30 protein-coding genes and 1 riboswitch are annotated in these 24,657 nt (G+C 41.7%); of the genes, 7 read left to right on the forward strand and 23 right to left on the reverse strand.

What is annotated here, in order from left to right; all coding sequences use genetic code 11:
* Nucleotides 1-169 precede the first annotated feature (169 nt).
* The 7 genes from ccsB to BLT_RS0112385 form a co-directional block, all read right to left on the reverse strand.
* Complete coding sequence (gene ccsB / locus BLT_RS0112355; protein ID WP_017728109.1) at nt 170-1,363, reverse strand: c-type cytochrome biogenesis protein CcsB; 1,194 nt, start codon at nt 1,361-1,363, stop codon at nt 170-172.
* A 13-nt stretch (nt 1,364-1,376) separates the two neighbouring features.
* Entirely contained in the window at nt 1,377-3,032 is a 1,656-nt protein-coding gene (resB, locus tag BLT_RS0112360) for a cytochrome c biogenesis protein ResB (protein ID WP_017728110.1), read from the reverse strand.
* Between the two features lie 14 nt (nt 3,033-3,046).
* Nucleotides 3,047-3,574, reverse strand: a complete 528-nt coding sequence (gene resA / locus BLT_RS0112365) for a thiol-disulfide oxidoreductase ResA (RefSeq protein WP_017728111.1) — start codon at nt 3,572-3,574, stop codon at nt 3,047-3,049.
* 161 nt (nt 3,575-3,735) lie between these two features.
* Nucleotides 3,736-4,467: a pseudouridine synthase gene (locus BLT_RS0112370; protein WP_017728112.1), complete on the reverse strand. Its 732-nt coding sequence runs from the start codon at nt 4,465-4,467 to the stop codon at nt 3,736-3,738.
* Nucleotides 4,468-4,680: 213 nt separating this feature from the next.
* A complete protein-coding gene (locus BLT_RS0112375) occupies nt 4,681-5,217 on the reverse strand; it encodes a spore maturation protein (protein ID WP_017728113.1) in 537 nt (178 codons plus the stop codon).
* Complete coding sequence (locus BLT_RS0112380; protein ID WP_017728114.1) at nt 5,214-5,810, reverse strand: nucleoside recognition domain-containing protein; 597 nt, start codon at nt 5,808-5,810, stop codon at nt 5,214-5,216. Before BLT_RS0112380 ends, BLT_RS0112375 begins: the two co-directional genes overlap by 4 nt.
* Entirely contained in the window at nt 5,803-6,966 is a 1,164-nt protein-coding gene (locus tag BLT_RS0112385) for a D-alanyl-D-alanine carboxypeptidase family protein (RefSeq protein ID WP_017728115.1), read from the reverse strand. The genes BLT_RS0112380 and BLT_RS0112385 overlap by 8 nt, the downstream gene beginning before the upstream one ends.
* Before the next feature lie 132 nt (nt 6,967-7,098).
* Between BLT_RS0112385 and BLT_RS0112390 the strand changes: the two genes are divergently transcribed.
* Nucleotides 7,099-7,812, forward strand: a complete 714-nt coding sequence (locus tag BLT_RS0112390; RefSeq protein ID WP_017728116.1) for a DUF421 domain-containing protein — start codon at nt 7,099-7,101, stop codon at nt 7,810-7,812.
* 298 nt (nt 7,813-8,110) lie between these two features.
* Here BLT_RS0112390 and BLT_RS0112395 read toward each other — a convergent pair whose 3' ends face one another.
* From BLT_RS0112395 to BLT_RS0112430, 8 genes are all read right to left on the reverse strand, one after another.
* Nucleotides 8,111-8,674, reverse strand: coding sequence for a YhcN/YlaJ family sporulation lipoprotein (locus BLT_RS0112395; protein WP_017728117.1), 564 nt, complete (start codon nt 8,672-8,674; stop codon nt 8,111-8,113).
* Between the two features lie 353 nt (nt 8,675-9,027).
* The gene (locus BLT_RS0112400) at nt 9,028-9,885 is read right to left on the reverse strand and encodes a DUF421 domain-containing protein (protein WP_026105104.1); all 858 of its coding nucleotides are present in this window, start codon (nt 9,883-9,885) and stop codon (nt 9,028-9,030) included.
* Nucleotides 9,886-9,899: 14 nt separating this feature from the next.
* Nucleotides 9,900-10,106, reverse strand: coding sequence for a DUF1657 domain-containing protein (locus tag BLT_RS0112405; RefSeq protein ID WP_017728119.1), 207 nt, complete (start codon nt 10,104-10,106; stop codon nt 9,900-9,902).
* Nucleotides 10,107-10,118: 12 nt separating this feature from the next.
* Nucleotides 10,119-10,469 carry a stage V sporulation protein AE gene (gene spoVAE, locus BLT_RS0112410; RefSeq protein ID WP_017728120.1) on the reverse strand — a complete coding sequence of 117 codons (351 nt, stop codon included), beginning with the start codon at nt 10,467-10,469 and terminating at the stop codon, nt 10,119-10,121.
* Nucleotides 10,469-11,482: a stage V sporulation protein AD gene (gene spoVAD, locus BLT_RS0112415; RefSeq protein ID WP_017728121.1), complete on the reverse strand. Its 1,014-nt coding sequence runs from the start codon at nt 11,480-11,482 to the stop codon at nt 10,469-10,471. Before spoVAD ends, spoVAE begins: the two co-directional genes overlap by 1 nt.
* Nucleotides 11,482-11,949, reverse strand: coding sequence for a stage V sporulation protein AC (gene spoVAC / locus BLT_RS0112420; RefSeq protein ID WP_035425795.1), 468 nt, complete (start codon nt 11,947-11,949; stop codon nt 11,482-11,484). Before spoVAC ends, spoVAD begins: the two co-directional genes overlap by 1 nt.
* Nucleotides 11,950-11,982: 33 nt before the next feature.
* Nucleotides 11,983-12,420 carry a hypothetical protein gene (locus BLT_RS0112425; RefSeq protein WP_017728123.1) on the reverse strand — a complete coding sequence of 146 codons (438 nt, stop codon included), beginning with the start codon at nt 12,418-12,420 and terminating at the stop codon, nt 11,983-11,985.
* 59 nt (nt 12,421-12,479) lie between these two features.
* Entirely contained in the window at nt 12,480-12,683 is a 204-nt protein-coding gene (locus BLT_RS0112430) for a DUF1657 domain-containing protein (protein ID WP_017728124.1), read from the reverse strand.
* Nucleotides 12,684-12,824: 141 nt separating this feature from the next.
* Between BLT_RS0112430 and BLT_RS0112435 the strand changes: the two genes are divergently transcribed.
* Nucleotides 12,825-13,355 carry a hypothetical protein gene (locus BLT_RS0112435; protein ID WP_017728125.1) on the forward strand — a complete coding sequence of 177 codons (531 nt, stop codon included), beginning with the start codon at nt 12,825-12,827 and terminating at the stop codon, nt 13,353-13,355.
* Between the two features lie 55 nt (nt 13,356-13,410).
* Entirely contained in the window at nt 13,411-14,094 is a 684-nt protein-coding gene (locus BLT_RS0112440) for a DUF421 domain-containing protein (RefSeq protein ID WP_017728126.1), read from the forward strand.
* Between the two features lie 130 nt (nt 14,095-14,224).
* Here BLT_RS0112440 and BLT_RS0112445 read toward each other — a convergent pair whose 3' ends face one another.
* Entirely contained in the window at nt 14,225-15,118 is an 894-nt protein-coding gene (locus BLT_RS0112445; protein WP_017728127.1) for a superoxide dismutase, read from the reverse strand.
* 127 nt (nt 15,119-15,245) lie between these two features.
* Between BLT_RS0112445 and BLT_RS0112450 the strand changes: the two genes are divergently transcribed.
* Nucleotides 15,246-16,049, forward strand: a complete 804-nt coding sequence (locus BLT_RS0112450) for a DUF2935 domain-containing protein (protein WP_017728128.1) — start codon at nt 15,246-15,248, stop codon at nt 16,047-16,049.
* 194 nt (nt 16,050-16,243) lie between these two features.
* Here BLT_RS0112450 and scpB read toward each other — a convergent pair whose 3' ends face one another.
* Together scpB and BLT_RS0112460 are read right to left on the reverse strand one after the other, a co-directional pair.
* Nucleotides 16,244-16,840 (reverse strand): SMC-Scp complex subunit ScpB, encoded by a 597-nt coding sequence (gene scpB / locus BLT_RS0112455; protein WP_017728129.1) that lies wholly within the window; start codon nt 16,838-16,840, stop codon nt 16,244-16,246.
* Nucleotides 16,837-17,595 (reverse strand): segregation/condensation protein A, encoded by a 759-nt coding sequence (locus BLT_RS0112460; RefSeq protein WP_017728130.1) that lies wholly within the window; start codon nt 17,593-17,595, stop codon nt 16,837-16,839. Before BLT_RS0112460 ends, scpB begins: the two co-directional genes overlap by 4 nt.
* A gap of 195 nt (nt 17,596-17,790) precedes the next feature.
* Here BLT_RS0112460 and BLT_RS0112465 point away from each other — a divergent pair, with 195 nt between their 5' ends.
* Entirely contained in the window at nt 17,791-18,303 is a 513-nt protein-coding gene (locus BLT_RS0112465) for a DUF309 domain-containing protein (RefSeq protein ID WP_017728131.1), read from the forward strand.
* A gap of 189 nt (nt 18,304-18,492) precedes the next feature.
* Here the strand turns inward: BLT_RS0112465 and BLT_RS0112470 are convergent, their stop codons facing one another.
* Nucleotides 18,493-18,840 (reverse strand): GNAT family N-acetyltransferase, encoded by a 348-nt coding sequence (locus BLT_RS0112470; protein WP_017728132.1) that lies wholly within the window; start codon nt 18,838-18,840, stop codon nt 18,493-18,495.
* Nucleotides 18,841-18,872: 32 nt separating this feature from the next.
* On the opposite strand from BLT_RS0112470, the gene BLT_RS22690 reads away from it, so the two are divergent.
* Complete coding sequence (locus BLT_RS22690) at nt 18,873-19,121, forward strand: hypothetical protein (RefSeq protein ID WP_017728133.1); 249 nt, start codon at nt 18,873-18,875, stop codon at nt 19,119-19,121.
* A gap of 7 nt (nt 19,122-19,128) precedes the next feature.
* On the forward strand, nt 19,129-19,323 hold the full coding sequence (locus tag BLT_RS22695; RefSeq protein WP_152414338.1) for a hypothetical protein: 195 nt from the start codon (nt 19,129-19,131) through the stop codon (nt 19,321-19,323).
* Between the two features lie 178 nt (nt 19,324-19,501).
* On the opposite strand, the gene ribH is transcribed toward BLT_RS22695, so the two are convergent.
* From ribH to ribD, 4 genes are read right to left on the reverse strand one after another with little or no spacing between them, the layout of a single operon-like run.
* Entirely contained in the window at nt 19,502-19,969 is a 468-nt protein-coding gene (gene ribH / locus BLT_RS0112485) for a 6,7-dimethyl-8-ribityllumazine synthase (RefSeq protein WP_017728135.1), read from the reverse strand.
* A 58-nt stretch (nt 19,970-20,027) separates the two neighbouring features.
* On the reverse strand, nt 20,028-21,233 hold the full coding sequence (locus BLT_RS0112490) for a bifunctional 3,4-dihydroxy-2-butanone-4-phosphate synthase/GTP cyclohydrolase II (protein WP_017728136.1): 1,206 nt from the start codon (nt 21,231-21,233) through the stop codon (nt 20,028-20,030).
* Between the two features lie 29 nt (nt 21,234-21,262).
* Nucleotides 21,263-21,916 (reverse strand): riboflavin synthase, encoded by a 654-nt coding sequence (gene ribE / locus BLT_RS0112495; protein ID WP_017728137.1) that lies wholly within the window; start codon nt 21,914-21,916, stop codon nt 21,263-21,265.
* Entirely contained in the window at nt 21,916-23,004 is a 1,089-nt protein-coding gene (gene ribD, locus BLT_RS0112500) for a bifunctional diaminohydroxyphosphoribosylaminopyrimidine deaminase/5-amino-6-(5-phosphoribosylamino)uracil reductase RibD (protein WP_017728138.1), read from the reverse strand. Before ribD ends, ribE begins: the two co-directional genes overlap by 1 nt.
* A gap of 257 nt (nt 23,005-23,261) precedes the next feature.
* Nucleotides 23,262-23,408, reverse strand: a riboswitch (FMN riboswitch).
* Nucleotides 23,409-24,657 lie beyond the last annotated feature (1,249 nt).

Genomic DNA, 24,657 nt, shown 5'->3' on the forward strand with positions numbered 1-24,657 from the left:
TCTCCTATAGAAAGCTTGCCTTTTCCGCCAAGTCCTTCATGGCGCACGCCTTCATTGCAAGTATATTTGAGCCTTCAAATTATTAACTACGTCGATAAACTTCTATTATAAAAAAATATCCCTGCTTAACGTGTAAAGAAAACCCCCGCATCAAGCGGGGGTTATTGCATTACATCGCATAGGAGTGCAACCCTGCAATGACAAGGTTAACAAAGACGAGGTTAAACATAATGATTGCAAAGCCAATCACACCAAGCCAAGCTGATTTCTCACCGTGCCATCCTTTTGATAAGCGGAGGTGAAGATATGCAGCATAGAACAAGAAGGTGATTAAAGCCCATACTTCTTTTGGGTCCCAGCCCCAAAAGCGAGTCCAGGCAATTTGAGCCCAAATCATTGCAAAAATAAGTCCTCCAAGGGCAAAAAGAGGGAATCCAATCGCAATGGCGCGATAGCTAATTTCATCAACCGTCTGCGGGCTAACGCGCATAATAAGCGGTTGGATCGCCGCACCAATTCGCTTGTGCAAAATGAGACGAAGAAGCCAATATAGAACAACCCCAATAATCATTGACCAAATGACTGTATTTAAATCTTCACTTTTAATAATTGCTGGTGCGTTTAGAAGCGGGTCCATACGACCATCTGTTAAAACTTCACCTTCATTCGGTCCAATAAGAGCTGGAAGTGTGTACGTGATCTCAGCCTCTTGTCCATTTTCGTTAATATAGGAGAACGTTGTTTCATAGTCTAGAGCACCGAAAATGTAGCCTTTTAAAATGAACCCAACCAAACATAAAAGGGTATACAGGATAAATTCTAATGCTCTTGTTTTCTTATTTGTTTTAGTAAAATCAATCGTTCTGATTAAATAGACAAGCCCTGCAGCAAAACCAATTGCTAAAATTCCTTGAGCGAGCGATACGGTAATGACATGAATCGCTAACCAGTTACTTTGTAGAGCTGGTATTAAAGGTGAAACCTCACTCGGAAATACAGATGCATAGGCAATAATAAGCATGACGGTTGGCATCGTAAAAAGCCCAAGTACGTTTGATTTATAAATCCCATAAATAATGAGAAACGCAAACCCAATAGATATGCCTAAAAACGTCATGTATTCAAACATGTTACTAACAGGAGCATGTCCAGCTACCATCCACCGAGTAATAAAGTAGCCAATGGAAAAGATTGACCCAGCAATTGCGAAAATATAGCCGAACAGTCCCCAACGGTTTCCTTGTATTTCCCCTTCTTTGTTGCGCCATTTTCGTCCCGTGACTGACACGGCAAACGCAATGGTTGCAGCAAGATAGAGGAAGAAGGCAACATAAAGTAAATTACTGCTTAATGCTGTCGACATCTCTTCGTCCTCCTTACGCTTTCTTTACTTCTGTATTGTTTTTCTCTTTTTCTTTTTCGGCTTCTACCACTTGATCAACCGGTGCTGTTAAGCCTGTTCCTTCGATTGCATCATCAATATCCTTACGCAGCGACAGCCAGTTTTTATTTGTGTGTCCGGCAATCCAAACTTCCCCATTCTTACGTTGAATCCAGATACGGCGATGAGCCCAATAAGAGCCTTGGATCAAGCCAATCATAAAGATGACCCCTCCAGCAATGAGAATAGGGATTGTCCGATCTCTTCTTACGCCTAAGCCTGTCACGTTTTTCGTTTCCAGGTTTGCAAATCGCATTTCGTAATCATTTTCTCCGAGCGGCTCTAAATTTTGCTGAATCGCCACAAAGCTCACTTCACCCTCTGGTGTTTCTGGGGTGACCATTTCAAAAATAAAAGCTGGATTATCAGGAATTCTCGAACGTGTCGATGGTTGATTTGCATCATTTAACTGATAATCAGGAAAATAGTCACGAATAATGACTCTATTCCCATTACCCAAATCGTACTCAGACTGTGGATTAAAAAGGTCAATATCAATTTGACCAAGTGACTCCCCTGTCTCTTTATTATTCAATGTAAAGCTCATAACGTTAAACTCATTTAATTTATAATCCAATTGATAAAAAGAAAATCCATTATACGTTAGTGGGTCATTAACTCGAATGTTATGTCTAGCCACTTCCACTAAGTCTCCGACTTCACCAACTGTTCCAGATTCTTCGCGTTCATAAAGAACCGCTTCCGTTTCATAATTACTGACGACAAGACCACCTGCACGCTCAATCGCTTCACCAAACAGCTCATCCTCTTGATCGTAAAGTTCAAGCTTGAAGCTTTCATTACTAATATAATATTGACTGTCTGTTCCAGGTACGACAGCAGTTTCCCCTTCCCGAACCCAAACATGTTCATCAATATACATTCCCGGGAAGTACCGAAGCATGCACCCGATTAGAAAAATAATGAGACCGACATGATTCACATAAGGACCCCATCTTGCAAACCGACCTTTTTCAGCAACAAGATTCCCATTTTCTTCAGAAAGATTATATTTTTTTTCGGCTAGCTTTTTCTTAACTTGTTCAAATACCTCTTCCTCATTCTCGACCTTCGACGTCCCAAATACACGTTGACGCTTCAAAAAATTCTCATGTCGTGTCACTCGCTGTGTTTTTAAAGCTCGATATAAAGGGACAACTCGGTCCAAGCTTGCAATCACTAAGGAAACACCTAGAGAAGCAATTAACAGCATGTACCACCAAGAGCCATATAAGTTATGAAAACCGAGCTGGTAATAGATTTCCCCTGCGATCCCATATTCATCTGCATAGTACTGGGCCGGATTAACCGTCGGCGGAATGTACATCTGTTGCGGGAAAATGGTCCCAAGCGCAGAGGCAAGTAGAGTGAGTACAATAATCCAGATCCCTACTTTTACGGATGAGAAAAACATCCAAATTTTGTCGATAATCGTTCGAGTATACGTTTGTGAGCGACGTGCCACCCCTTCATAGCGCATGTTAAGCAATTCATTGGTGCCGACATTTTCCTCGATCGGTTTTCCGCATGATTCACAGATAACCGTACCAAACGGATTGGCATGACCGCACTCACACTTCACTTTATTCATTTACGAACACCTCATTACGAACCTGGTTTAATTTTCTCCATGAAATCCTTCACCATCGCCTCTGTCATTCCACCTGTATGAACTTCCACGATTTTGCCATGCTCATCAATAAGCACTGTCGTCGGCAGTGGTGAGATTCCGTATGCATCCGTTACATTTAATCCTTTATCAACAGCAATTGGGAAAGTTAAACCGTAACGCTCAACAAATCGTTCAACGGTTAATTCTGGCTCATTGACATTCACGGCGACAATTTCTACCCCTTGATCTTTGTATTCATGGTAAAGCTCTTCCATGATTGGCATTTCCTTTTCACATGGAGGGCAAAAAGTACCCCAAAAATTAAGAAAAACCCCTTTTCCTTGGAGACCCTCAAGTTCAATTCGTTGACCTTCTAGATCCGTTAACGCAAAATTCACTGCCGTTTCGCCTTCTTTCGCTAAGCTACGGTCAGCAAAAAAGTTCGAATAAAACGTATAACCAAGGGCGACAGCAATCACGACGAGAATGGTCGAGCGCATGATGAGTCTTCTCTGTTTCATAACGTCTCCCCCTTATCATACAAATAGACAGCATTCTGTTGTCTCATTTGTATCCTTTCTTTCGTACTACTAGAAAAAACATTTGTCCATCCAAATAAGAATCAGTTGTATGTAAGACTGATTCCATTATAACGTTTCGATCGTGCACGAACAGGTTTCCTTTATGACTTTTTTGTGTCAGCTAATTCCCGTAAATGCTTGACTTCTATTGGTTTGAGCTGCCTTGCTTCACCTGGATTTAACCCTTTTAAATCGAGAAAAGCGTATTGCTCGCGCTTTAATTTTAAGACAGGGTAACCGATCGCTTCAAACATTCTTCTTACTTGACGATTGCGTCCTTCATGGATCGTTAAACGAATAATGGCCGTTTGCTTCTTCTTATCGAGCGATAGCATCTTCACTTTGGCAGGGGCTGTTACTCCATCCTCTAATTTAATGCCCTTTTCTAATACTTTTAGCTTGTCCCGACTTGGAATCCCTTTTACCTTTGCTACATACACTTTTTCAACCTTATGGCGAGGGTGCATCAACAGGTTGGCAAACTCCCCGTCATTTGTCAACAAAAGTAAGCCTGACGTGTCATAATCTAGCCGACCCACTGGGAAAACCCGTTGCTCTACGTCCTGTAAAAAATCAGTGACAACTTTTCTACCTTTTTCATCCTTCACACTGGATATGACACCGCTTGGCTTATAAAGTAAAAAATAAACAGGTTCTTCTCGGTCAATCGGTACCCCATTTACTTCAATTTTATCTTTATTCGGTGTCACTTTTACACCTAGCTCACGAACAATTTTCCCGTTCACTGTCACTTTTCCCTCAGCAATTAACGTCTCAGCCTTTCGCCTTGACGCTACACCCGCTTGTGCAATCACTTTCTGTAACCGTTCCATTCTTTTTCACCTCAGTAACATCATATACGCTGTCGAACCCTCACACAAGCGACACACTTCTTGCTTGAGGAGAATTCGTCTTTTCGTCATTTTTTTAGAACAGCCATCTCCCTTATACCCTCATGAGAATCTCGTTTTCCAGGCTTATAAGTGAGACGTCCTGTTTCCAAAATAAAAGAGCATGGGTTTTTCCATGCTCCATTTATTTTGCCACTACATGTCACCAAATACAATTGTAACAATGACAATCGCAGCCGTAATCCCAATTATATCTGCTATAAGTCCAACCTTCAGCGCATCGCCAATCTTTTTTATTCCAACGGCACCAAAATAAACCGTTAAAATGTACAGTGTCGTATCAGTGCTGCCTTGCATTGTTGAAGCCAAACGTCCGATAAAAGAGTCAGGCCCATACGTAGCAATTAAATCACTCGTCATTCCAAGAGCCCCTGTTCCTGAAATCGGCCGAATAAGTGCGAGCGGAACGATTTCAGTAGGAATTCCTACGGCCCCAAGGATTGGCTCTACCGATGCGACAATAAAATCCATCGCTCCCGATGCGCGAAACACAGAAATCGCCACAAGCATGCCAACGAGGTAAGGAATAATGGCAATCGCCATTCCAAAACCTTCCTTTGCTCCTTCAACAAACGTTTCATAGGTTGGGACTTTTCGATATGTAGCGAAGAGAAGAATAAAAGCAATGAGTAAGGGGAGAAACCAAATGGATATCAATGTAACCCAGCTCATTTTTTCTCCCCCTTCCTTACCTTCCGGTGGTAAAAATAACGGTCAATGATAAGCGCTCCTATCGTGGCACAGGTTGAGGCGATTACGGTTGTCCCAACAATTTCTGTAGGTGACACGGAGCCATAGCTCATTCGTATTGAAATAACGGTTGTTGGAATCAAGGTAATGCCTGCCGTATTTATAGCAAGCAACGTGATCATGGAGCGACTGGCTGTATCTTTCCCTCCATTCAATTCCTTTAGCTGTTCCATTGCTTTTAAGCCCATAGGGGTTGCTGCGTTTCCAAGACCGAATAAGTTCGCTGTTATGTTTGACAATATATAGCCCATCGCAGGGTGATTGGGAGGAACCTCCGGAAATATTTTTGATATAAAACCCCGCATCAGAAAGGCCAGTCCTTTCAGCAAACCAGCATCCTGAGCAATTCGCATCATTCCTAACCAGAAAACAAGAACGCTTATTAAACCAAAACTGATGGTGACCGCATCCTTTGCTCCTGCAAAAACAGCCTCATTTACTTCTGCCATTCGGCCATTGACCGCTGCAAATGCGATACCGATGATAAGCATGCCTACCCAAATATAATTAATCACGGTGCTTCACTCCGATTGTAAAGAAAAATGTATCTTTGAATCGTGACCAGAAGCTCGAATTCTTCTTACTTTTGTTCGGTGCTTTTTCCATTTGCATATAAAGAGGAACTTGCGCAAATGTTTCTCCATTGATTTTAAATTGAACCTTCCCAACAGGCTGAGGAGGCTGATAGTTTTTCATTTGTTCTTTTGTTGGCGGTTTATAAAGGGTAATTTCTTTTTCAAGCCCCTCTTTCTCTTTTTCCGATAAAGGATAGGAAAAAGTGTACGGGGCATACACTTTATTTTTATAAAAATCATCATGAATCTTTTTAAGGATACCTTCTTCTAGTAATGTTTCAATTTTGTACATGTCAAAAGCTTGATTAAAAAGATTCATATGATCATGCCAGTCACTTGGTGCATTTAACGTGACCGCAATCAGCTCGATCCCATCCTTGCTTGCTGTTGAAACAAGGGTACGATTTGCTCGCTTTGTAAAGCCTGTCTTTCCTCCTGTTGAATACTTGTACAGCTGTGTAAGCAAACGATTTTTATTTTTCCAAACACGGAGTTGACCATCCTGTTCGACACGATGGGATTTCGTACGAGAAATCTTTTGAAACTGCTCATTTGTCATGGCGTATTGCATGAGCAAAGCCATATCATATGCTGACGAATAATGCTCCTCGTGGTCATCAAGTCCATGGGGGTTGCTAAATACAGTGTGCTCCATTCCAATTTCTCTGGCTTTTTCATTCATAAGATAAACAAATCCATCTAAGCTTCCACCTACATGTTCAGCAATGGCAACAGCCGAATCATTCCCACTTCGAAGCATTAATCCATACACCAAGTCCGTCAACCTTATTTGTTCATTTGCTCTTAAATAAAGGGATGATCCTTCTGTCCTTGCTGCATTGCTCGAAACCTTTACCATGTCGTCCATCTTGCCCGATTCGATAGCTAATATGGCTGTCATGATTTTTGTAATGCTAGCGATCCGCAATGGCTCGTGCTCTCTTTTCCCATAGAGAACCCGACCAGAGGACTGTTCCATTAAGACAGCAGCTTGAGCCGAAACGGAAACATTTATAGATTCAGCATATGTACGGTTTGGTAATATACTTATTAAAAAAATAATTACAAATATTCCTAGCATTAACCGTCTGCTCATCGTTGTATCCCCGCCTATCCCATCATTTGTACAAGTGTATGCAGGACGAACCTCAATATGAGTAAAAACTAGACGATCTTTGTCTGAAACAATTCGCACTTGGCTAAAATGAACAGGAAGGAGGAGAATGCGATGTTCGAAGAATTTTTCGTTGTTCTTATTCGAGTTATTATCATCTTCCCACTCTTTTTAGTCATTACCTTGTTTATGGGGAAGCGTTCTCTCGGTGAAGTTCCTATTTTTGATTTTCTCATCATTGTTACATTAGCTTCAGTAACTGGTGCCGACATTGCCGATCCAAACATTAGCCAGGTTCACACTGTATTCGCAATTACTGTGATTGCCCTTATGCAAAAAATCACAGCTTATCTCCTCATAAAAAAACGACCATTTGGTAAGTTGATTACCTTTGAACCGACCGTTGTGATTAAGAACGGAAAAGTCCTCGTTAAAAACCTTACTTCCATTCGCTATTCCATTGATAATCTGTTGCAACTATTGAGGGAAAAAGATGTGTTCGATATTAATGATGTAGAGATTGCGATCATTGAGGCAAATGGACAATTAAGCGTCCATAAAAAATCAGAAAAACAAGAGCCAACACGTGAAGATTTTAATCTCAAAAAAAAATCACCTGGCATGTCCTATCCAGTGATTATTGATGGTCGTTTTCAACTTGAAGTGATGAACGAACTTGGTATCACAGAAGAATCATTAAAAAAACGGCTTGAACTAGAAGGAGTGATTCGAATCGAACGAATTTTTTTAGCCACCATGAATGCAAATAACGAGTTACAGCTTGCCTACACAAATAAAGATGATCGAAGACAGCTAATCCAGCATTGAATCATTGTATGTAATTAAGCAGACAAGTATGATCCATATATGCCGTTCGTTGTCATTTCTTCACAATTATACACTTGAATAAATTTATTCTTTGTGATTTATTATCGATGCTGTTTTTTTACCTACCTTTGAATAAATGAATAAGTGAGCCAATCTGATTTTTAGAGGAATGCGTTATGGAGAGATGAACCGATTTTATAGAAATGCTAATTAAGAAGAATTTGCCCTTATTCTCTTTTTAGGTTATCAGAGATTTAAGGGCATTTTAATCGTTGGTTACAGCCTCGGATCACAAAGGTTATTCCTGAGTTGGAAACACTCTTTGGATTGTTTCATTTAATTGTTCAAACAAACCTTCAACTGGCTCCCCACGCTCAAGCGCATCGGCATACTCCTGTATACGATCCACAAAATCAGGATTTGTTGAAACGTTCACCCTATCGATATCCGGATCAACTTCTTTCACTCTTTGAGCTATTTTATCTTTTATGTCTTCGCTCAATTCACCTTGTTGCTCATCTTCCAGCAAGGCGGCCACATATGCATAGTTATCCGTTGTGAGGACATTTGCCTGACGAACTTCTTCCAATTGCGCGACACGTTCTGCTGCCTCTTCAGCAATTTCCATGCCAGTACGTCCATTATTACCATCCCCAACATTTCCATCGTCTTGAAGATGATCGTTGTTTCCATTGATTAAATTATTTTCGTCATTTGTAGTACGATACCTGTTCTCATCGTTCGTACCAACCTCATTCGGTGTGTTATCCATCCCTTGTTGGTTGTTGTTTTGACCTGCACAACCAACAAGCATAATCATTAAAAGCATGGCCGTTAGACTAAAGCGAAAAAAATGCACCATAACTATTATTCACTCCATTTCTAAAGTTTACATTCTAATCGTTAGTATTTGACGGACACCTCTAAATTTATACAATACAAATAAAAAAACAACCACAGACCCTGCTACGTGGCAAAGCATCTCAATACAGCGAATCACGTGCATTCACCTTTGTCCGATTACATCTGTAAAACGTAATCAGAACCTTGCTTGGGCTGGGACAAAAGGGTTTTTATTGAAGAGAAATCCGAACGTCATGATCGTTGCTGCATAGCATTCGCTTCGGAAATATCCTTCGCTAAGGTTGTGCATTGTTCGCATGTTCAATCATACACGTTCGTTATGTCCCAGCCTCCATCCTATTTTTAAGTACGCTACTTCACGTAAGGCTCGATCATTTGCTTTACTCTCTCCATTTCTTTTGCACAGCTTGCGTACAACTCTTTGGCCTTTGGATCGTCTGTATCCAATGAAAAGGTCTCAAGATCTGCCTGTGATTGCTTGATGCTTTGGAGAAGTAAAGGTAGTTCTGTAGATTGCGGCTTCTGTAATTGATCATCGAACAAATCAACGGTTAATTGCCCATCACGATCCACTTGTCCGAGAAACACATTTTCAATCGCCACTTCCATTTTTGTTAGCTGATCCTCCAGCCATTGCCGATTGAATCCCCTGGTCGCTAACGGTTCATCCAGAACTTTTCCATCCATTATGACAGCTTCCGGCTCTTTTATAGACGCAGTATGAATGGAAGCCGTTTTTGCATCTAGTGGCTGATACTCTTTTTTCAGCATCATGTTCAATTCGCCATTGCTCTCGAGAACAGCAAATTCAACATCAGCCACTTGAAAGACATTTTTTGAACGCAGCTTCCTCATTAGCTCATCTGTTGACATGCGATATGTCTTGAGGTTATCCTCCATGATTTTTCCATCTTTAATGATCGGAATGCCCTTACCGTTTATGAAGTTTCGATACCTCATACTTTTTAACTGGAAAATACTGCTTGCGATTGGAACCAACCCCCACACAATAAAAGCAATGATGATAAAGGCGACAGGAATGTTTAATTGGATCGACCCAACGCCTGCAATGACGGCTACGGCGATTGCTGTCATCAACTCGAAATAACTGGATTCCCCTACTGATTTTCTGAGCAACCCTTTTGAAATAACAAACATACCCACAAGAGCACCTATGCTTCGTAGCGCCACTTCTAGCCAACTAGGCATCGACATCGTTCCTTTCAATTTCCTTTATATTGAGGCTCTTCACGTTCAATTTGTGCTAGCCTTTTTTCGATCTTCGTCATGACACTTCTTGTGATGAGCGATGATTCATGGTAATCACGAGAGGCTTTGGTATCATTTGTTTGAATCGAAAGGGTATTTAATGTGGCTTCAATCCCGTTTAACGTTGCTAAGCATTGCTTAACCTTAGAAGCAACTGTCACTGTATTTCCTCCCTATCCTTTTGGTTTGAATAGGAGTGCAGCAAGAAAACCAAAAATGATCGCTGCTGAAACCCCTGCGCTTGTCACTTCAAAAATTCCTGTAATGACACCGACGATTCCATTTTTTTCTGCTTCTGCAATGGCCCCATGAACAAGGGAGTTTCCAAAGCTCGTAATCGGCACCGTTGCTCCTGCACCTGCGAAGTCAATGAGCGGTTCATAAAGACCTATCCCGTCTAATACGGCTCCAACCACAACGAGAGTACTCATCGTATGGGCAGGCGTAAGCTTCATTACATCCATTAATATTTGACCAATCACACAAATGGTCCCACCGACAACAAAAGCCCAAAAGAAGATCATCATACTGCCCTCCCTGCTTCGATCGAGACGGCATGCGCAATACATGGAATCGTCTCTTTTTGCTGATAAGACATTGGTGAGAGAAGGGCTCCAGTAGCAACTATGAGCATTCGTTTTACCTCTCCCTTCTTCATGCGGTTTAATAAATGACCATACGTTACAGCTGCCGAGCAGCCTGCTCCACTTGCGCCAGCCATTACAGGCTGATCGTCGCGATAGATCATTAGTCCACAATCTTGAAAATGCTCCTCAGATAATGGTAAACCATCTTTTCTTAACATTTCTCTTGCAATTGGCAGGCCAATTTTTCCTAAGTCACCTGTAGCGATTAAGTCATAATAATCAGGATCAATGTTTCGATCACGAAAATGAGCCTCAATCGTATCGACTGCTGCTGGTGCCATCGCTCCTCCCATATTAAACGGATCACTTAATCCCATATCAACGATTTTTCCTATCGTAGCCGAGGTGACAACAGGACCCTCCCCTTCTTTTGTTAAAATGGCGGTTCCAGCAGCCGTCACGGTCCATTGAGAGGTCGGGGGCTTTTGTGAACCATATTCTGTTGGATAACGGAACTGTTTTTCAATCGCCGCATTATGACTACAAGCACCTGTTAGCACATAGTTTGCGCCATTCCCATTTACCACAAATGCACTAAGAGCCAATCCTTCCATCGAGGTCGAGCATGCTCCAAATAATCCAAAATAAGGAATCCCAAGTGTACGGCAAGCAAAACTTGTGGATGTAATTTGATTGAGCAAATCTCCTGCAAAAACAAATTGAACATCTTCTTTATCAAGCGCTGCTTTCTCAATTGTCCGTGTTGCTGCTTCTTCTAACAGGACCTTCTGCGCCTTTTCATACGACTCTTGCCCCATCCATAAATCTTCATGCAGCAAGTCAAAATCATTCCCCAAGGGGCCCTTTGCTTCAAAGGGACCTCCAACAGCAGCACTTGATAAAATGACCGGCTTCGATTCAAACACCCAGGTTTGATGGCCTTGAAGCATTAAAATCCCCCCCATTGAACAAGGATCGTATGAATAATCCCAATAACGAATGCCGCAAAGGTTCCAAAGACAATGACAGAGCCAGCAAGCTTGAACATGTTTCCACCCACCCCTAATACATAGCCTTCAGTTCGGTGCTCTATTGCAGCAGAAGCGATGGAATTCGCAAAGCCTGTTACTGGAACGGATGTTCCGGCACCAGCATACTGAGCAAAATGGTCGTAAATACCAAAGCCTGTTAGTAAGGCAGAAAGAAAAATGAGAACCGCCACCGTCGGGTCACCTGCTGTTTTTTCTGTAAAATCAAAAACCGTCATAAAAAAAGTACTAATGCCTTGACCAATCAAACAAATAAGTCCACCAACAAAAAAGGCACGGACACAGTTTTTAAAAACAGGTCGCTTTATTTCATATTCATTCGCTAAGGTTTGATAACTTTGCTGCTCTGGCGTTAATGTTTTTTTCATTTGGTCAGACACAGAAATTCCTCGCTTTCACATTTAGCCTTTCATCATCTCTTCAAGCTCTTTTACTCTTTTTTTCAAACGTCCCTTGCTAATCGTTCGATTTTTTAATTGCCCTTCTAGTTTGCCTAACTCCATGAAAAGCTTTTGATCTGTAGAGACATGAACTTTTGCTTCAGGGTACTTTCCCTTCACTTTGTCCGATGCTTCTTTCCGAATCCTTTCTAAATTAAACCGCTCAAAATGCTTCACTCTAGGTGCTAGATAAATATTCTGATCCACATTGACTCCTTTTACTTCAAGCACTTCTTCCATTGTTAATAGAAGTCGTTTCGCCTCATCGGCCTTCGACTGATCAGCGACTCCACTAGTTCCGATTGCAAGAGGCTGGACTTCCTCCCTTTGTTGTGTGCAGCCTGTGAAAGTCAACATTACAAAACAGACAAGCAACATCCGTATCATTCCTGCCTTCATTGCTCCCACCCTTTATGTAGAAATGAAGCTGATGCTTTAAGCATCAGCCCATCTCTTACTTATTGTTTATACTGCGGTTCTTCCTGTTCAACCTCATTCACTCTTGGCGTAAGCGTATTTACAATGCTTTCTGTTTGTTGAGCCAATTGCTTATACATTTGTTTCGCTTGCTGATTCTCCGTTTCCAAAGCAAAGGTTTCAAAGCTTGCTTGAGCACTTTTCAACCCAGCAAGGGTCTGTTTCATGTTGCTAATAACTGTCATCTTTTTTCCCTCCAAGTAGAATGAAGTAATGATTCGCTTTTAGATTGTAATTAAAACCTTATAAATATGAGATGAAATTTTTGTTAATTTAGCATATGATCAGGTCATTCAAGAGTCTTACAAGGAAAGGGAGCAAATTTAATGGGCAGCATCTGGATTAGTCTTATAAGCATAGGTGTAAGCGTAACGTTTTGTATTCTTTTTATCATGATCTTGGTTCGAATTAATACAGTCCTAACAAAACTGCGACAAATTGAAGCATTTTTGAAAAGCGAGGTGAATACTAAGGAAGAGCAATATAAAGAAAGGCTCAATGAAGAACAACGACATTTTGTCATGCTCCAAATTTTTCAAGTTCGTGATGCTGTTTACAAGCAGCAAAGAGGGATTCACGCAAAAGCGATTGAACAGGCACCAAAGGGGCCACCTCTTCCTCCTGAAGACATGGCGCAGTTGTTTCAACAAGAGGAATTAGACATTATCAACAGATTTTGGCAAACGTTTCATCGTTACCTCGCTCTTCATTGGTATGATCAAAACAATCGAATCAAGACGGTCTTCCGAGGAGCTGAAACAGATTCAACGAGCGAGGTGGGACAAATGATGATTGCTTCTAGACAGCTCATCCATAAGCTGGACCAATTCATTGCTCAATTGCATTCTTCGTTATAAAATGATTTGCCTTTGTTCACACTAACGTTAAAAATTGGTTTGAAGGGGCAAAAATGTGAACATAAATTTTCTTTCTCTCACCATTGAATTATTTATCGGCTTCTTCGCTTTGCTGATTCTGACAAAAATTCTCGGAAAAAATCAAATCAACCAGCTCACCCCTTTTGACTTTATTTCGGCACTTGTACTTGGGGAGCTTGTTGGAAATGCGATCTATGACAATGAAATCGGCCTCCATTATGTGCTATTTGCTATTCTCTTTTGGGGGTCGCTTATTTTTATGATCGAAATCATCACACAGAAATTCTCTCGTACGCGTTCTTTCTTAGAAGGGAAGCCGTCGATTATCATTGATAAAGGAAAAATTTCCTATGAAGAGCTCAAAAAAAATAAGCTGGACCTTGGTCAGCTTAAAATGTTACTGCGGGAAAAGGACGTTTTTTCGATTCGTGAAGTCGAGTACGGAATTCTTGAAGCTAGTGGTTCAATTAGCGTTTTAAAAAAATATCCTTATAGAAATCCAACGACAAAGGATCTGAGCCTCCCGATCCAGAAGGATGCAATGCCAGTGTCAATCATTATGGATGGAAAAATTCTTGCTAACAGCTTAAAACAAATCGGCATGGATGAGACCCAACTTCAAGACGAGCTACTAAAACGAAGCATCCCTAATGCCAAAGCCGTTCTCTATGCTGAGTGGGTTGAAACCGATGGATTTGTGTTCCAAACTTACTCATAATGAGAAAAACACTTGTCGCAGCTAGATAGTGTTCTACCTTCTTACCTTTTAAAAAAAAGAAGCGGATGCTGATCATCTTTGCTTCCTTTTTCGCTATGGTGCATAAGGTCCCTACTAAATCGTTATTTTTTTAAAAAGGCGCCCAGCGAAGTTCTCTCGCTTGTAAAAAACGTTTTTCCACTTCATGCCAATTGACGACATTCCACCAGTTTTGAATGTAAGGTTTCCTTTCATTTTTGTATTTTAAGTAATAGGCATGCTCCCACACATCCAAAACAAGAAGAGGAATGGTATCTTGCTGGGATAGATGCTGATGAAATTCCGATTGCAGAATTTCAAGGCGATGTGCTCTTGGGGCCCAAACAAGCATAGCCCAGCCAACACCTTCCACCTTCTCTGCTGCAGCAGAAAAATGATCTTTAAACCGTTGAAAGCTTCCGAAATCATTCGTCAATTGCTTTCCTAGCATCCCTTGTGGTTTCCCTCCTCCTCTTGGAGACATAATCGTCCAAAAAAGCGTATGCAAATAATGCCCGGCTCCATGAAAGGCTGCTTCACGTTCCCAATGCTTGATTAATTCATACTCACCTGTTTTCCTCGCCTGCTCCATCATCTCTTCTGCCTTGTTCAACCCATCAACGTAGCTTTGATGATGTTTGTTATGATGAAGGCGCATTATCTCTTCAGAAATATAGGGTTCAAGTGCATTATATGGATACGGTAATGGCGGCAATGAATGTTTTCCTATTGGTACTGGGCGAAGAGATATAGGAGCTGTCACAAATTGTGCTAGCTCAATTTTACTCCATAGACGGTACACCGCATCTGCCTTTTGTTCTATTCGCTCTATGGTTCCATTCCCTTGTTCAGCTTGTTCAATCTCCAAAGAAAGCTCAGACAATGATTGCTGAAAATAGTCCAGCTCCTTTTCTTCAACTGTCCGTTGAAGATATGAACGATTCTCTTCCCATACTTGTTGAACAGAAAATAGCCAAGCTCGAATGTCGTCATGATGCTTGCTCATGAAAGCCCTCCTTCCCCTATTCCTTTACTATATGAATAAGAAAGAGAGATCGGTGTTTGTCACGCTTCATTTTTTTGATTCGCTGACATATGTTTTTAACAAAGAACGAAGGAGGATGGATATAACCATGTATGAAGAATCCGCGTTATTCGAACATCGCTTTTGGTTGCAAGTCTTGGGGGACCATATGCGTTTTATTCACACCACTCTGGCTCCAACAGAGGTAAATCAGATTAAGGAGGTAACGACCTTTATTATCAGTCTTGATACATTGTTAAGTGAAAGTCGAGAAAGCCTCTCTGGTCAACAGCTCCTTCAATTAACAGAAAAAGCTCATGAACAAGCAAAGACCGTTCGTTCATATAAGCTTTCCGTTATCAAGAAACAGCTTTTTGGTGAGATTCAGATTGGATTATCTCCAACCTTTTTAAACCATATGGTCAATGAAGTGGAGGAATATCTGCGCATTCTTCCATTTTTAGAAAATGAACAGCTCCCTCCTAAAAACCATCCTTTACATCATCATTTAGTGTGGCTACTTGATGCTGCTGCGCATGCAGGAGGAATTGCTGGCTTTATCGATTTAACAGAAAAACAAGTAAAGGAAAAATTGCAGCATTTTACAATCGAATTCAAGCAATTCTATTTAAAAGCGGTTGAAATGGCTGGTTATCTTCGGGCAAATATCACTTATTTTCCAGCGCTCGACCGTTTTAATGAAGACACGAAGCTAGAAATGACCCTTTTTCAAAACTTTCTCCAAGAACTTGAGGAGATGAAAATGACGAACCGGCTTCTTGGCCCCTTAAGTCCATTAATGGCAGATCATATGTTCAGGGAAGAGTGCTATTATTTAATGAAACTGGCTCAGGTTACATCCCTTAATCCGCCTGATTGTGATCCGACAAAACCCCGGGTACAAACAGACTAAGAAAAGCACGAACGCCTTATTCAGCTGCCACAAGTGCTGGAAACACTGACTCGAAATCGTTTTTTGTTTTCGTAGGAGACAGAAGCGAGCTCAATCCGCTCCGAGCCTGGAGCTAGACAGCTCTGAAAGATTATCCTTTCTTATCTTTTAGGCCTCGCTGAAATCATAGCGAAAGCCCCAGCTATCTTTTTTACTTATTCGTTTTCTGGATTGCTCCACTCTTCTTTAACCTGTTGGAAAAACAGATCGGCTTCATCCTCCAATGATTTTTCATCAACAGCCTCCGGTAAGGGCGGCAGCTCTTCTAGGGACTTCAATCCAAAATGGTCCAAAAATTGTGACGTTGTTCCATATAATATCGGTCTCCCCGTCCCTGGAGCACGCCCTACCTCCTTTACTAGCAATTTTGAGATTAACGTTTGAATTGCTTTTTCCGACTTTACACCACGAACATCCTCAACTTCCACACGTGTAATTGGCTGTCGATACGCAATAATTGCTAATGCTTCTAGGGCTGCCTGTGAAAGACCCCCTTGCTGCGGGGCAGCAGCTAATTTTTTAAAATAAGGTGCATGCTCAGGCTTCGTAGAAAGGCGGTAAGCATGGGCAACCTCCACAATTTGTAGCCCTCTTGCTTCATTTTGATACGAATTTCGTAACTCGTCTAACGCCTCTTGAACTACATGCTTGTCTAATTCAAGTAGGTCAGATAACTGTTCGATTGTAACACCTTCATCTCCACTTATAAACAAAATCCCTTCAATTGCAGCTTTTAATTCCTGTAGCGTCAATGCCTAGCCCCCTCTTCCATGCTGTAAATCATGATGTCTGAGAAATTTTGATCCTGCTCACATAAGATCGCTTTTGTTTTCATCAATTCTAGCAAAGCGAGAAACGTAACAACAACAAATCCCCGCTCATGGCTTGTAAATAAATCTTGAAACCTACAACGTCCATTGAAACGAGCGATCTCAATCATCATGTCACTCATCCGTCCCTCAATCGAATACTCCTCGCTTTTTAATGTCGTTGTTCTAGGTGCCGTATATGCCTTACGTTTCATAAGCTTTTGGTAAGCACTTAACATATCATAAAGGGTCACACCTTGAATGGACTGTTCATGGCGCTCTTCTTCTGAAAGAAAAGAACCCAAGCTACCAGGAGGACGTGTATGGACAAGCTCCCGCTCTCCTTCTTTTTCTTTCAATTCTGCAGCAGCCTCTTTGTATTTCCGATACTCAATCAATCTCCTCATCAATTCTTCTCTTGGATCTTCTTCCTCAAAATCAATCGCTTCATCAAAAGGGTCCTCATGTTTTGGCAGCAGCATTTTACTTTTTATCGCCAGCAGGGTCGCCGCCATCACTAAATACTCGCTCGCCACATCCAATTGAAGCTCCTGCATAGCATGCACATAGGCAAGGTACTGTTCTGTAATATGAGAAACAGGGATATCATAAATATCTACTTCCGCTTGATTAATCAAGTGAAGCAATAAATCTAGCGGGCCCTCAAAGGTATCAAGTTTTACACTGTATGGATTCATATAACCACCATCAACTATTCAATTAAGCTAGAGGAGATTATATCATATTTTCTCTAGGTCTAGTGAGCTTTCTTTCAGGAAGGCCAGGATTTGGCGGAGATAAACGATAACTTACAAATAGAGAGCCTAAAGCCGTCTCTGAAATGCGCAATATGGTACACTATGACTACGATACTTTGAGAAAGGAGACCTTTCATGTATTCGAAAGCTTACCTTGATTTTCTTGTCTATTTTCATGGATTCCGAGATTATTTCGAATGCCACGAAGTTCTTGAGGAGCATTGGAAAGAAGCGCCAAGAAGCGAGCGAAAACCACATTGGGTTGCCCTTATTCAAATTGCTGTGGCGTTGTACCACCAACGGAGAGGAAACCTAGTTGGGGCCAAGCGGATGTTTACCAATGCCCTCCGACTTACCAAGCTTGAGTCTGAACGCATAGATGAACTTGGCATTGATAGCACGGTGTTAATCGACATGCTTCAAAAACGCCTAGACAGTTTAACAACAGAACCTTTTGAAGACATGAATCTACCCCTAACAGCAGAGGTTCTTGAACTTACAAAAAAACGATGCGAAAAGCAGGGTGTCATTTTCGGTACACCTAGCAATTTAGTAGATAGAATGCTCATTTCGAAGCACTCTATGCGTGACCGAACAGACGTCATTGAAGAGCGACTAAAGCAAATGGAGCGGAGAGCATCTAAATAACCACGCATCTAAGGAACCTACCTGAGCGGCTCACTCTTCTCACTTGGTTGAAAACGAGTTCGTTAAAAAGCACTGAGCAACCTTTCAATGAAGGGTTCATCAACTTGAACTGAAGCTCCGTCCCCTTTTCACAGAAAAAACGCAAGTGCCTTGGTAACATGCAAAAAAGAAGGGATTTCTCCCTTCTTTTTATACCTCTTGACATGAATTTAAGAAATTTTTTGTTTCTTTTGTTGCATGCAACGGACCATTTAATCGAGATTTTACTTCCTCTATAATTTTTCGACCAAGACCTTCTTGTCGAAACGAAGGGTTCACACTTAAATGATGCAATTCGGCCGAACCGTCTTCCACAACTTGTAAACCAATAACTGCGACAAAATCTTCGCCTGATTTCCAAAAATACAATTTCCAGCTTTCTTCATGCTCGTAACAGTCAATTGTTTTTTGAAGCTTCTTCACATCTTTTTCTTTCGGCATATACGAAATAAGCCCCATCGCAATTTTTCGTTGCGAAGGTTTGTATGGTATTAACATGAATCATCCCTCTTCAATCGGCCTTCCAAACCGTGTTGATTGGATTTTCTCTTCTCACTAGTGTATCACGTTTTGTTCTCCAAGTTGATGACTTTTTCCCAACATATTTCGATCATTTTCTTATTTTACAATCGTCTATCCTATTTGAACCAATCGAAAAAACAATGGAAAGAGAAGGGATAGAAGAAACAGGTGTACATGCGAAGGCAAAAGAGGTCATTGCCTTACGTGACTTACCGACGGCTATACATAATTTGTACATTGTTGTCTCAATGGAATAGCTTCACGGTGAACCAGAACCTGATGGAGCGGAAGTGGACGGTGCTGGGTTTTTACAACTGGGAAGACATCGAGCAAATGAACATCGCTCCTTTAACAAAGGGGATCGTTGATGTGACTTTGCATAAAAAATCAGGCGGACTCTACGTGGACAAGGAACCCATTGTGTACATTGATGGAAATCAATTATTTCGCTATTTCTAAGAAAATGCTGTTTACAAAAATAAACCTACTTCCATGACAAAGTTAAAAGTTTTTGTGTCAATTAGTTGGTATTCGGTTTTTCCTTAAGAACATAAAAAAGGATAATTAGCTCTCATAATGAACTAACTATCCCGTAAATGATTATTTTAGTTTAAAATTGTTGCCGAATGTCTTATTTTTACTCAAAGCTTTTGCTTAAATTTGCCATTTCAATCGCTGAAGCGGCAGCCTCCCATCCTTTGTTACCAGCCTTTGTTCCTGCGCGCTCAATCGCTTGCTCAATCGTATCCGTCGTTAAAACCCCGAAAATAACTGGTGTGCCAGATGTTAAGGAAAGGGATGCGACTCCTTTCGCTACTTCATTACAAACATAGTCAAAGTGTGGCGTAGAGCCGCGAATCACGGTTCCTAGCGTGATCACCGCATCATATTTTCCTGAATCAACCATTTTCTTTGCAGCAAATGGAATTTCAAAAGCTCCTGGTACCCACGCTACCTCTACATCTGCCTCTGCTGCGCCGTGACGCTTTAACGCATCCTGGGCACCTGAAAGCAGCTTACTTGTAATGAATTCATTAAAACGGCCGACAACAATCCCAATTTTCAATCCTGATGCCACTAAATTTCCCTCATATACTTTACCCATTACAATTCCTCCTAGTACGATTCTATGTATAGAAAGCGAGATGCTCTCGCCCGTCTATTTAAAAGTGAAGCAAATGACCTAACTTTTCTGATTTTGTACGTAAATAGCACTCATTGTCTTTATTATGAGCGAGCTGAATCGGTACACGCTCAACGACCTCAAGACCGTATCCTTTTAACCCTGTGATCTTTCGAGGATTATTCGTAAGCAGTCTCATTTTTGTAACCCCTAGATCACGAAGAATTTGTGCGCCAATCCCATAATCGCGTAAATCCGCTTTAAAACCAAGCTTTTCATTCGCCTCTACAGTATCATAACCTTCTTCTTGAAGCTTGTAGGCTTTTAGCTTGTTTATCAAGCCAATTCCACGACCTTCTTGGCGCATGTATAGCAGTACACCGTTTCCTTCCTGCTCGATTTGGGCAAGGGCTGCATGAAGCTGAGGTCCACAATCACAGCGACGAGAACCAAACACATCACCTGTCAAACATTCGGAATGAACACGGACGAGGGTCGGCTCACCTTCTACAATCTTTCCTTTAATAAGGGCAATGCTTTCGTTTCCATCCACAACATCTGTGTAGCCGACGGCACGAAAATCACCAAGGTCTATCGGCAACTGAATTTCTACTTCACGCTTGACCAATTGATCCTTCTGGTGACGATAGCGAATCAAATCTTTGATCGTAATCATTTTTAAGTCATGCTCGTCGGCAATTTTTCGCAAGTCAGGGACTCGCGCCATCGTCCCATCTTCGTTCATAATTTCACAGATTACTCCTGCCGGCTTTGCCCCGGACAAACGCGCCAAGTCTACTGCTGCTTCCGTATGTCCAGCTCGTCTTAGGACACCACCATTTTTCGCCACAAGAGGGAAAATATGACCCGGACGCTTAAAATGTTGCTTTTTGCTATCATCTGCAATAAGGGCTTGAATCGTTGCCGCACGCTCATGGGCCGAAATCCCTGTTGTCGTTGATTGGTGGTCAACACTAACAGTAAATGCTGTGCCATGGGGATCAGTGTTATGATCAACCATTGGGAACAGATCAAGCTCTTTCGCCCGCGCTTCAGTAATCGGTACACACACAAGACCACGACCATGGGTAATCATAAAATTAATCACTTCAGGGGTTGTTTTTTCTGCAATGGCAATAAAATCCCCTTCATTTTCTCGGTCTTCGTCATCACAGACAATGACTACCTTCCCTTGCATTAGCTCATAAATGGCTTCTTCGATTGGGTCAAATTGTTTTGCTGTCATCCCCTTCACCATCCTTTTGTTCGAGTTTTTTATTTATAGCCGTGTTCTTCTAAGAAAGCAGTTGTAACGCCTTGTGTTGACTTTTCATCTGTGAAGCGATTTGACAAGAATTGTTCAATATATTTTCCTAACATGTCGCATTCTATATTGACGACGTCTCCGATCCCTTTGGAACCGATAATCGTTTCGTTCAACGTGTGGGGGATAATCGAAATTGTAAAAGAATCTTCATCTACTGCAAAGATCGTCAGGCTCGTACCATCAACTGTGACAGAACCTTTGTAAATCATATATCGACGTAATTCTTTCGGAACGCTAATTTTATAGTAAACGGCGTTGTCTTGTCTTTCTTTTGCCACAATCTTACCGAGGCCATCCACATGCCCCGAAACCATATGGCCCCCAAAACGCCCATTTGCCGCCATCGCTCGCTCTAGGTTTACTTTCGAGCCCTTTGAAAGCATTTGTAAGCTTGTGGCGCGAACCGTTTCTGGCATAAGATCAACGGTGAATTGTCGATCGTTAAAGGATGTGACCGTTAAACAGACCCCATTAACGGAGATGCTATCACCGATCTGAACATCTTCCAATATTTTTTTTGAACCGATTGTCATCACAATCGCCTCGCCACTTTGGCGAATTTGTTCCACCGTTCCTTGTTCTTCAATAATCCCTGTGAACATCAGATCACCTCTTCCTTTACGAGGGAAACAACTTTTATATCGTCTCCTACCTTGGTCACTTCTTCGATTTCTACTTCAAGTGCTTCCTCTACTTCCTTCACACCCTCACCGCCAACAGCTGTGGGTGCATTCGCTCCTCCAAACAATTTCGGAGCAAAATAGGTAATGACACGGTTCACTGCACGTTCCTTAAGAAAGCTGCCATTCACTTCGGCGCCCCCTTCTACAAAAAGAGACGTGATCCCTTTTTCCCCAAGAACGCTCAGCAATCGCCCAATTGTATCGTCTGTTAAAACATGTACATGTACGCCTGCCTTTTCAAGCGCTTCTTTGCGCGAAACGTCTCCATGCTCTGTTGTAAACACCCATGTTGGTGCTAAACCATCCGTAACCACGGTCGCATCCAATGGAAGACGGAGCTGCCTGTCTAAAATAATTCGTATCGGATGGTTGCCACCATGTTCGAGCCTTGTTGTTAAAGACGGATTGTCTGCTAGAATCGTTCCGATGCCAACAAGGATGCCATCATGCTCATGGCGATAGCGGTGAACATCCTTTCTTGCTGCCTCACCCGTGATCCACTTACTCTTCCCAGATACCGTCGCTGTTTTTCCATCAAGAGTGGTGGCAGATTTTAACGTTACGTAAGGCTTTCTCGTTTTTATATAGTGATAAAAAACACGATTTAATTTGTCAGCTTCTTCTTTCAAGACACCTACTAACACGTTAATCCCTGCAGCTTTCAAACGTTCAATGCCTCGTCCAGATACTTTCGGATTCGGGTCAGTCGTCGCAATCACTGCCCGGGCAATGCCCTTTTCGACGACAAGCTCTGCACAAGGTGGCGTCTTCCCGTAATGGCTACAAGGCTCTAACGTCACATAAATTGTCGCGCCTTTCGCTTTCTCCCCTGCCATGTTTAATGCATGCACCTCGGCATGGCCTTCTCCTGCTCGTAAATGGGCACCCATGCCGACAATCTGTCCGTCTTTGACCACAACGGCTCCCACTAGAGGGTTAGGTGACGTTTGACCACGGGCACTCTCAGCAAGTTGAATCGCAAGCTTCAGATAGTGTTCGTCATTCATTGAACCACCATTCCTTTTTCATAAACATAAAAAACCCCTCAAGGTATCTCCTCAGGGGTAAAATCACAAAGAGTTATCCAGTACAAATGTTCGTATCGTTCTTTACACAAAATGACTGAAATGAATGGATAAATGGATAAATGGACACACTTCGCCTGTGGTCATCGTACCAAAATTGGTACCTTTCTACAGATCGATTCGCATTTACATACTGAAATAAACGTTCATGCGAACGAATGCTGTCCAATTCCAGCTCACTCTTCCTTCTCCCATCCAGACTTTCACTGTCGGTCCCGGATTTTCACCAGGTCCACCGGTTCTTAAAAAAGAAACGGGTCACGGACTAAGAAGCATTTTGCTTCATCACCGCCGGTCGGGATTTTCACCCGGCCCCGAAGGATAATATATTAAATTTTATCAAACATTTTTTTAAATCAACCTTAGAGTCATTCAGCTTTGTTTTCGTTTAAGAAAAATTTCACCTTTCCCTGCCAAAAGCCTGCCAAATACTCATTCAATGGTTGAAGCCATCGTATCATCAGCAAACGAAAAATGCAAGAAATTAAACTTCTTAAAATCGTTATTTGCTTATTACTTAAACCTGAATCCGTGATGGTAGATATGCATTTCTGCTAAATCCTACGGTTTGTAATTCGTTGGTTTTTCAAGTGAAACCATTATCGTTTTTTGGCATACCAAACAAGCCTGCACATTTTCAATTTTTTAGACAGGCCTGTTTGTACCTTTATTCAATTGCCTGGCTTTATGTTGAAAAGCCAGGTAGAGCCTTTTAAAAGTAGGAAACCACGGACTGTGATTCCCGAATTTCAAGTAGATTTGTCGCGCGTGGCTGACTATCTTGGATGCAAGGGTGATCAAGTTCTGGATGACGGTTTTGCTCCGTCTGCGAAAGACTTTTCTTTTTACTGATGCATCTGGTGCCTTCAAGCTTTCTTGTTCAATAATCCGAAGAAGATTATAAGTCAAGCATCCGAGATGTAAAATTAAATCGTTTGTGGCGAACTTTCCAGACGGGTTCTAGGTCCAGATCCGTTTTTAGTTCGCTATGAAATTGTTCGCTTGTGCCGTGATCATGGTATTCCTCCGGCTCTACCGTAAGAAGGGTCCAATAACTCTCAAATTCAATATCAGGCATTAATAAGATTTAGCCATTTTTGTCGATGGTTCTTTCCACCACTTTATACACCTGGCGGACTGGTGTTTTCATTCCCTTTGGAATCACTTCAACAGCTCCGTAGAAAACGCGTTTCCCTTCTCGTTCCTGAATTCATTTCCTAAATTGCTCAGCTACCATGAGCCAGTTCTCAGGCTTTTCGCTTCGGGGATTCCGTTTGATGATGAAGTTGGCCTTCTCCTTTACGCACACTTTTAGATTATCGACACTGTCGTTTCCGCCATCCATGCGGACTAAAAGTGGAAGTTCGGTAATCGTGCGGGCAGAGGCATTCTTCCAAGAAGATCGCTGTATCTTTTTGAACGTGGTTTTTTCCTTCCCGCAGCTCCACATACCCTTCTGACCAAGGTATCCGAAATTAACGGATTCAGGTTTCAATTAGACTGTACGGAATATACACATTGTAAGGATAAGACCACTTATTTGCATTCAAAACACTCTTTTGAAATAATGGAAAT

It is taken from the genome of Halalkalibacterium ligniniphilum, assembly GCF_000334155.1.
Taxonomy (GTDB): domain Bacteria; phylum Bacillota; class Bacilli; order Bacillales; family Bacillaceae_D; genus Halalkalibacterium; species Halalkalibacterium ligniniphilum.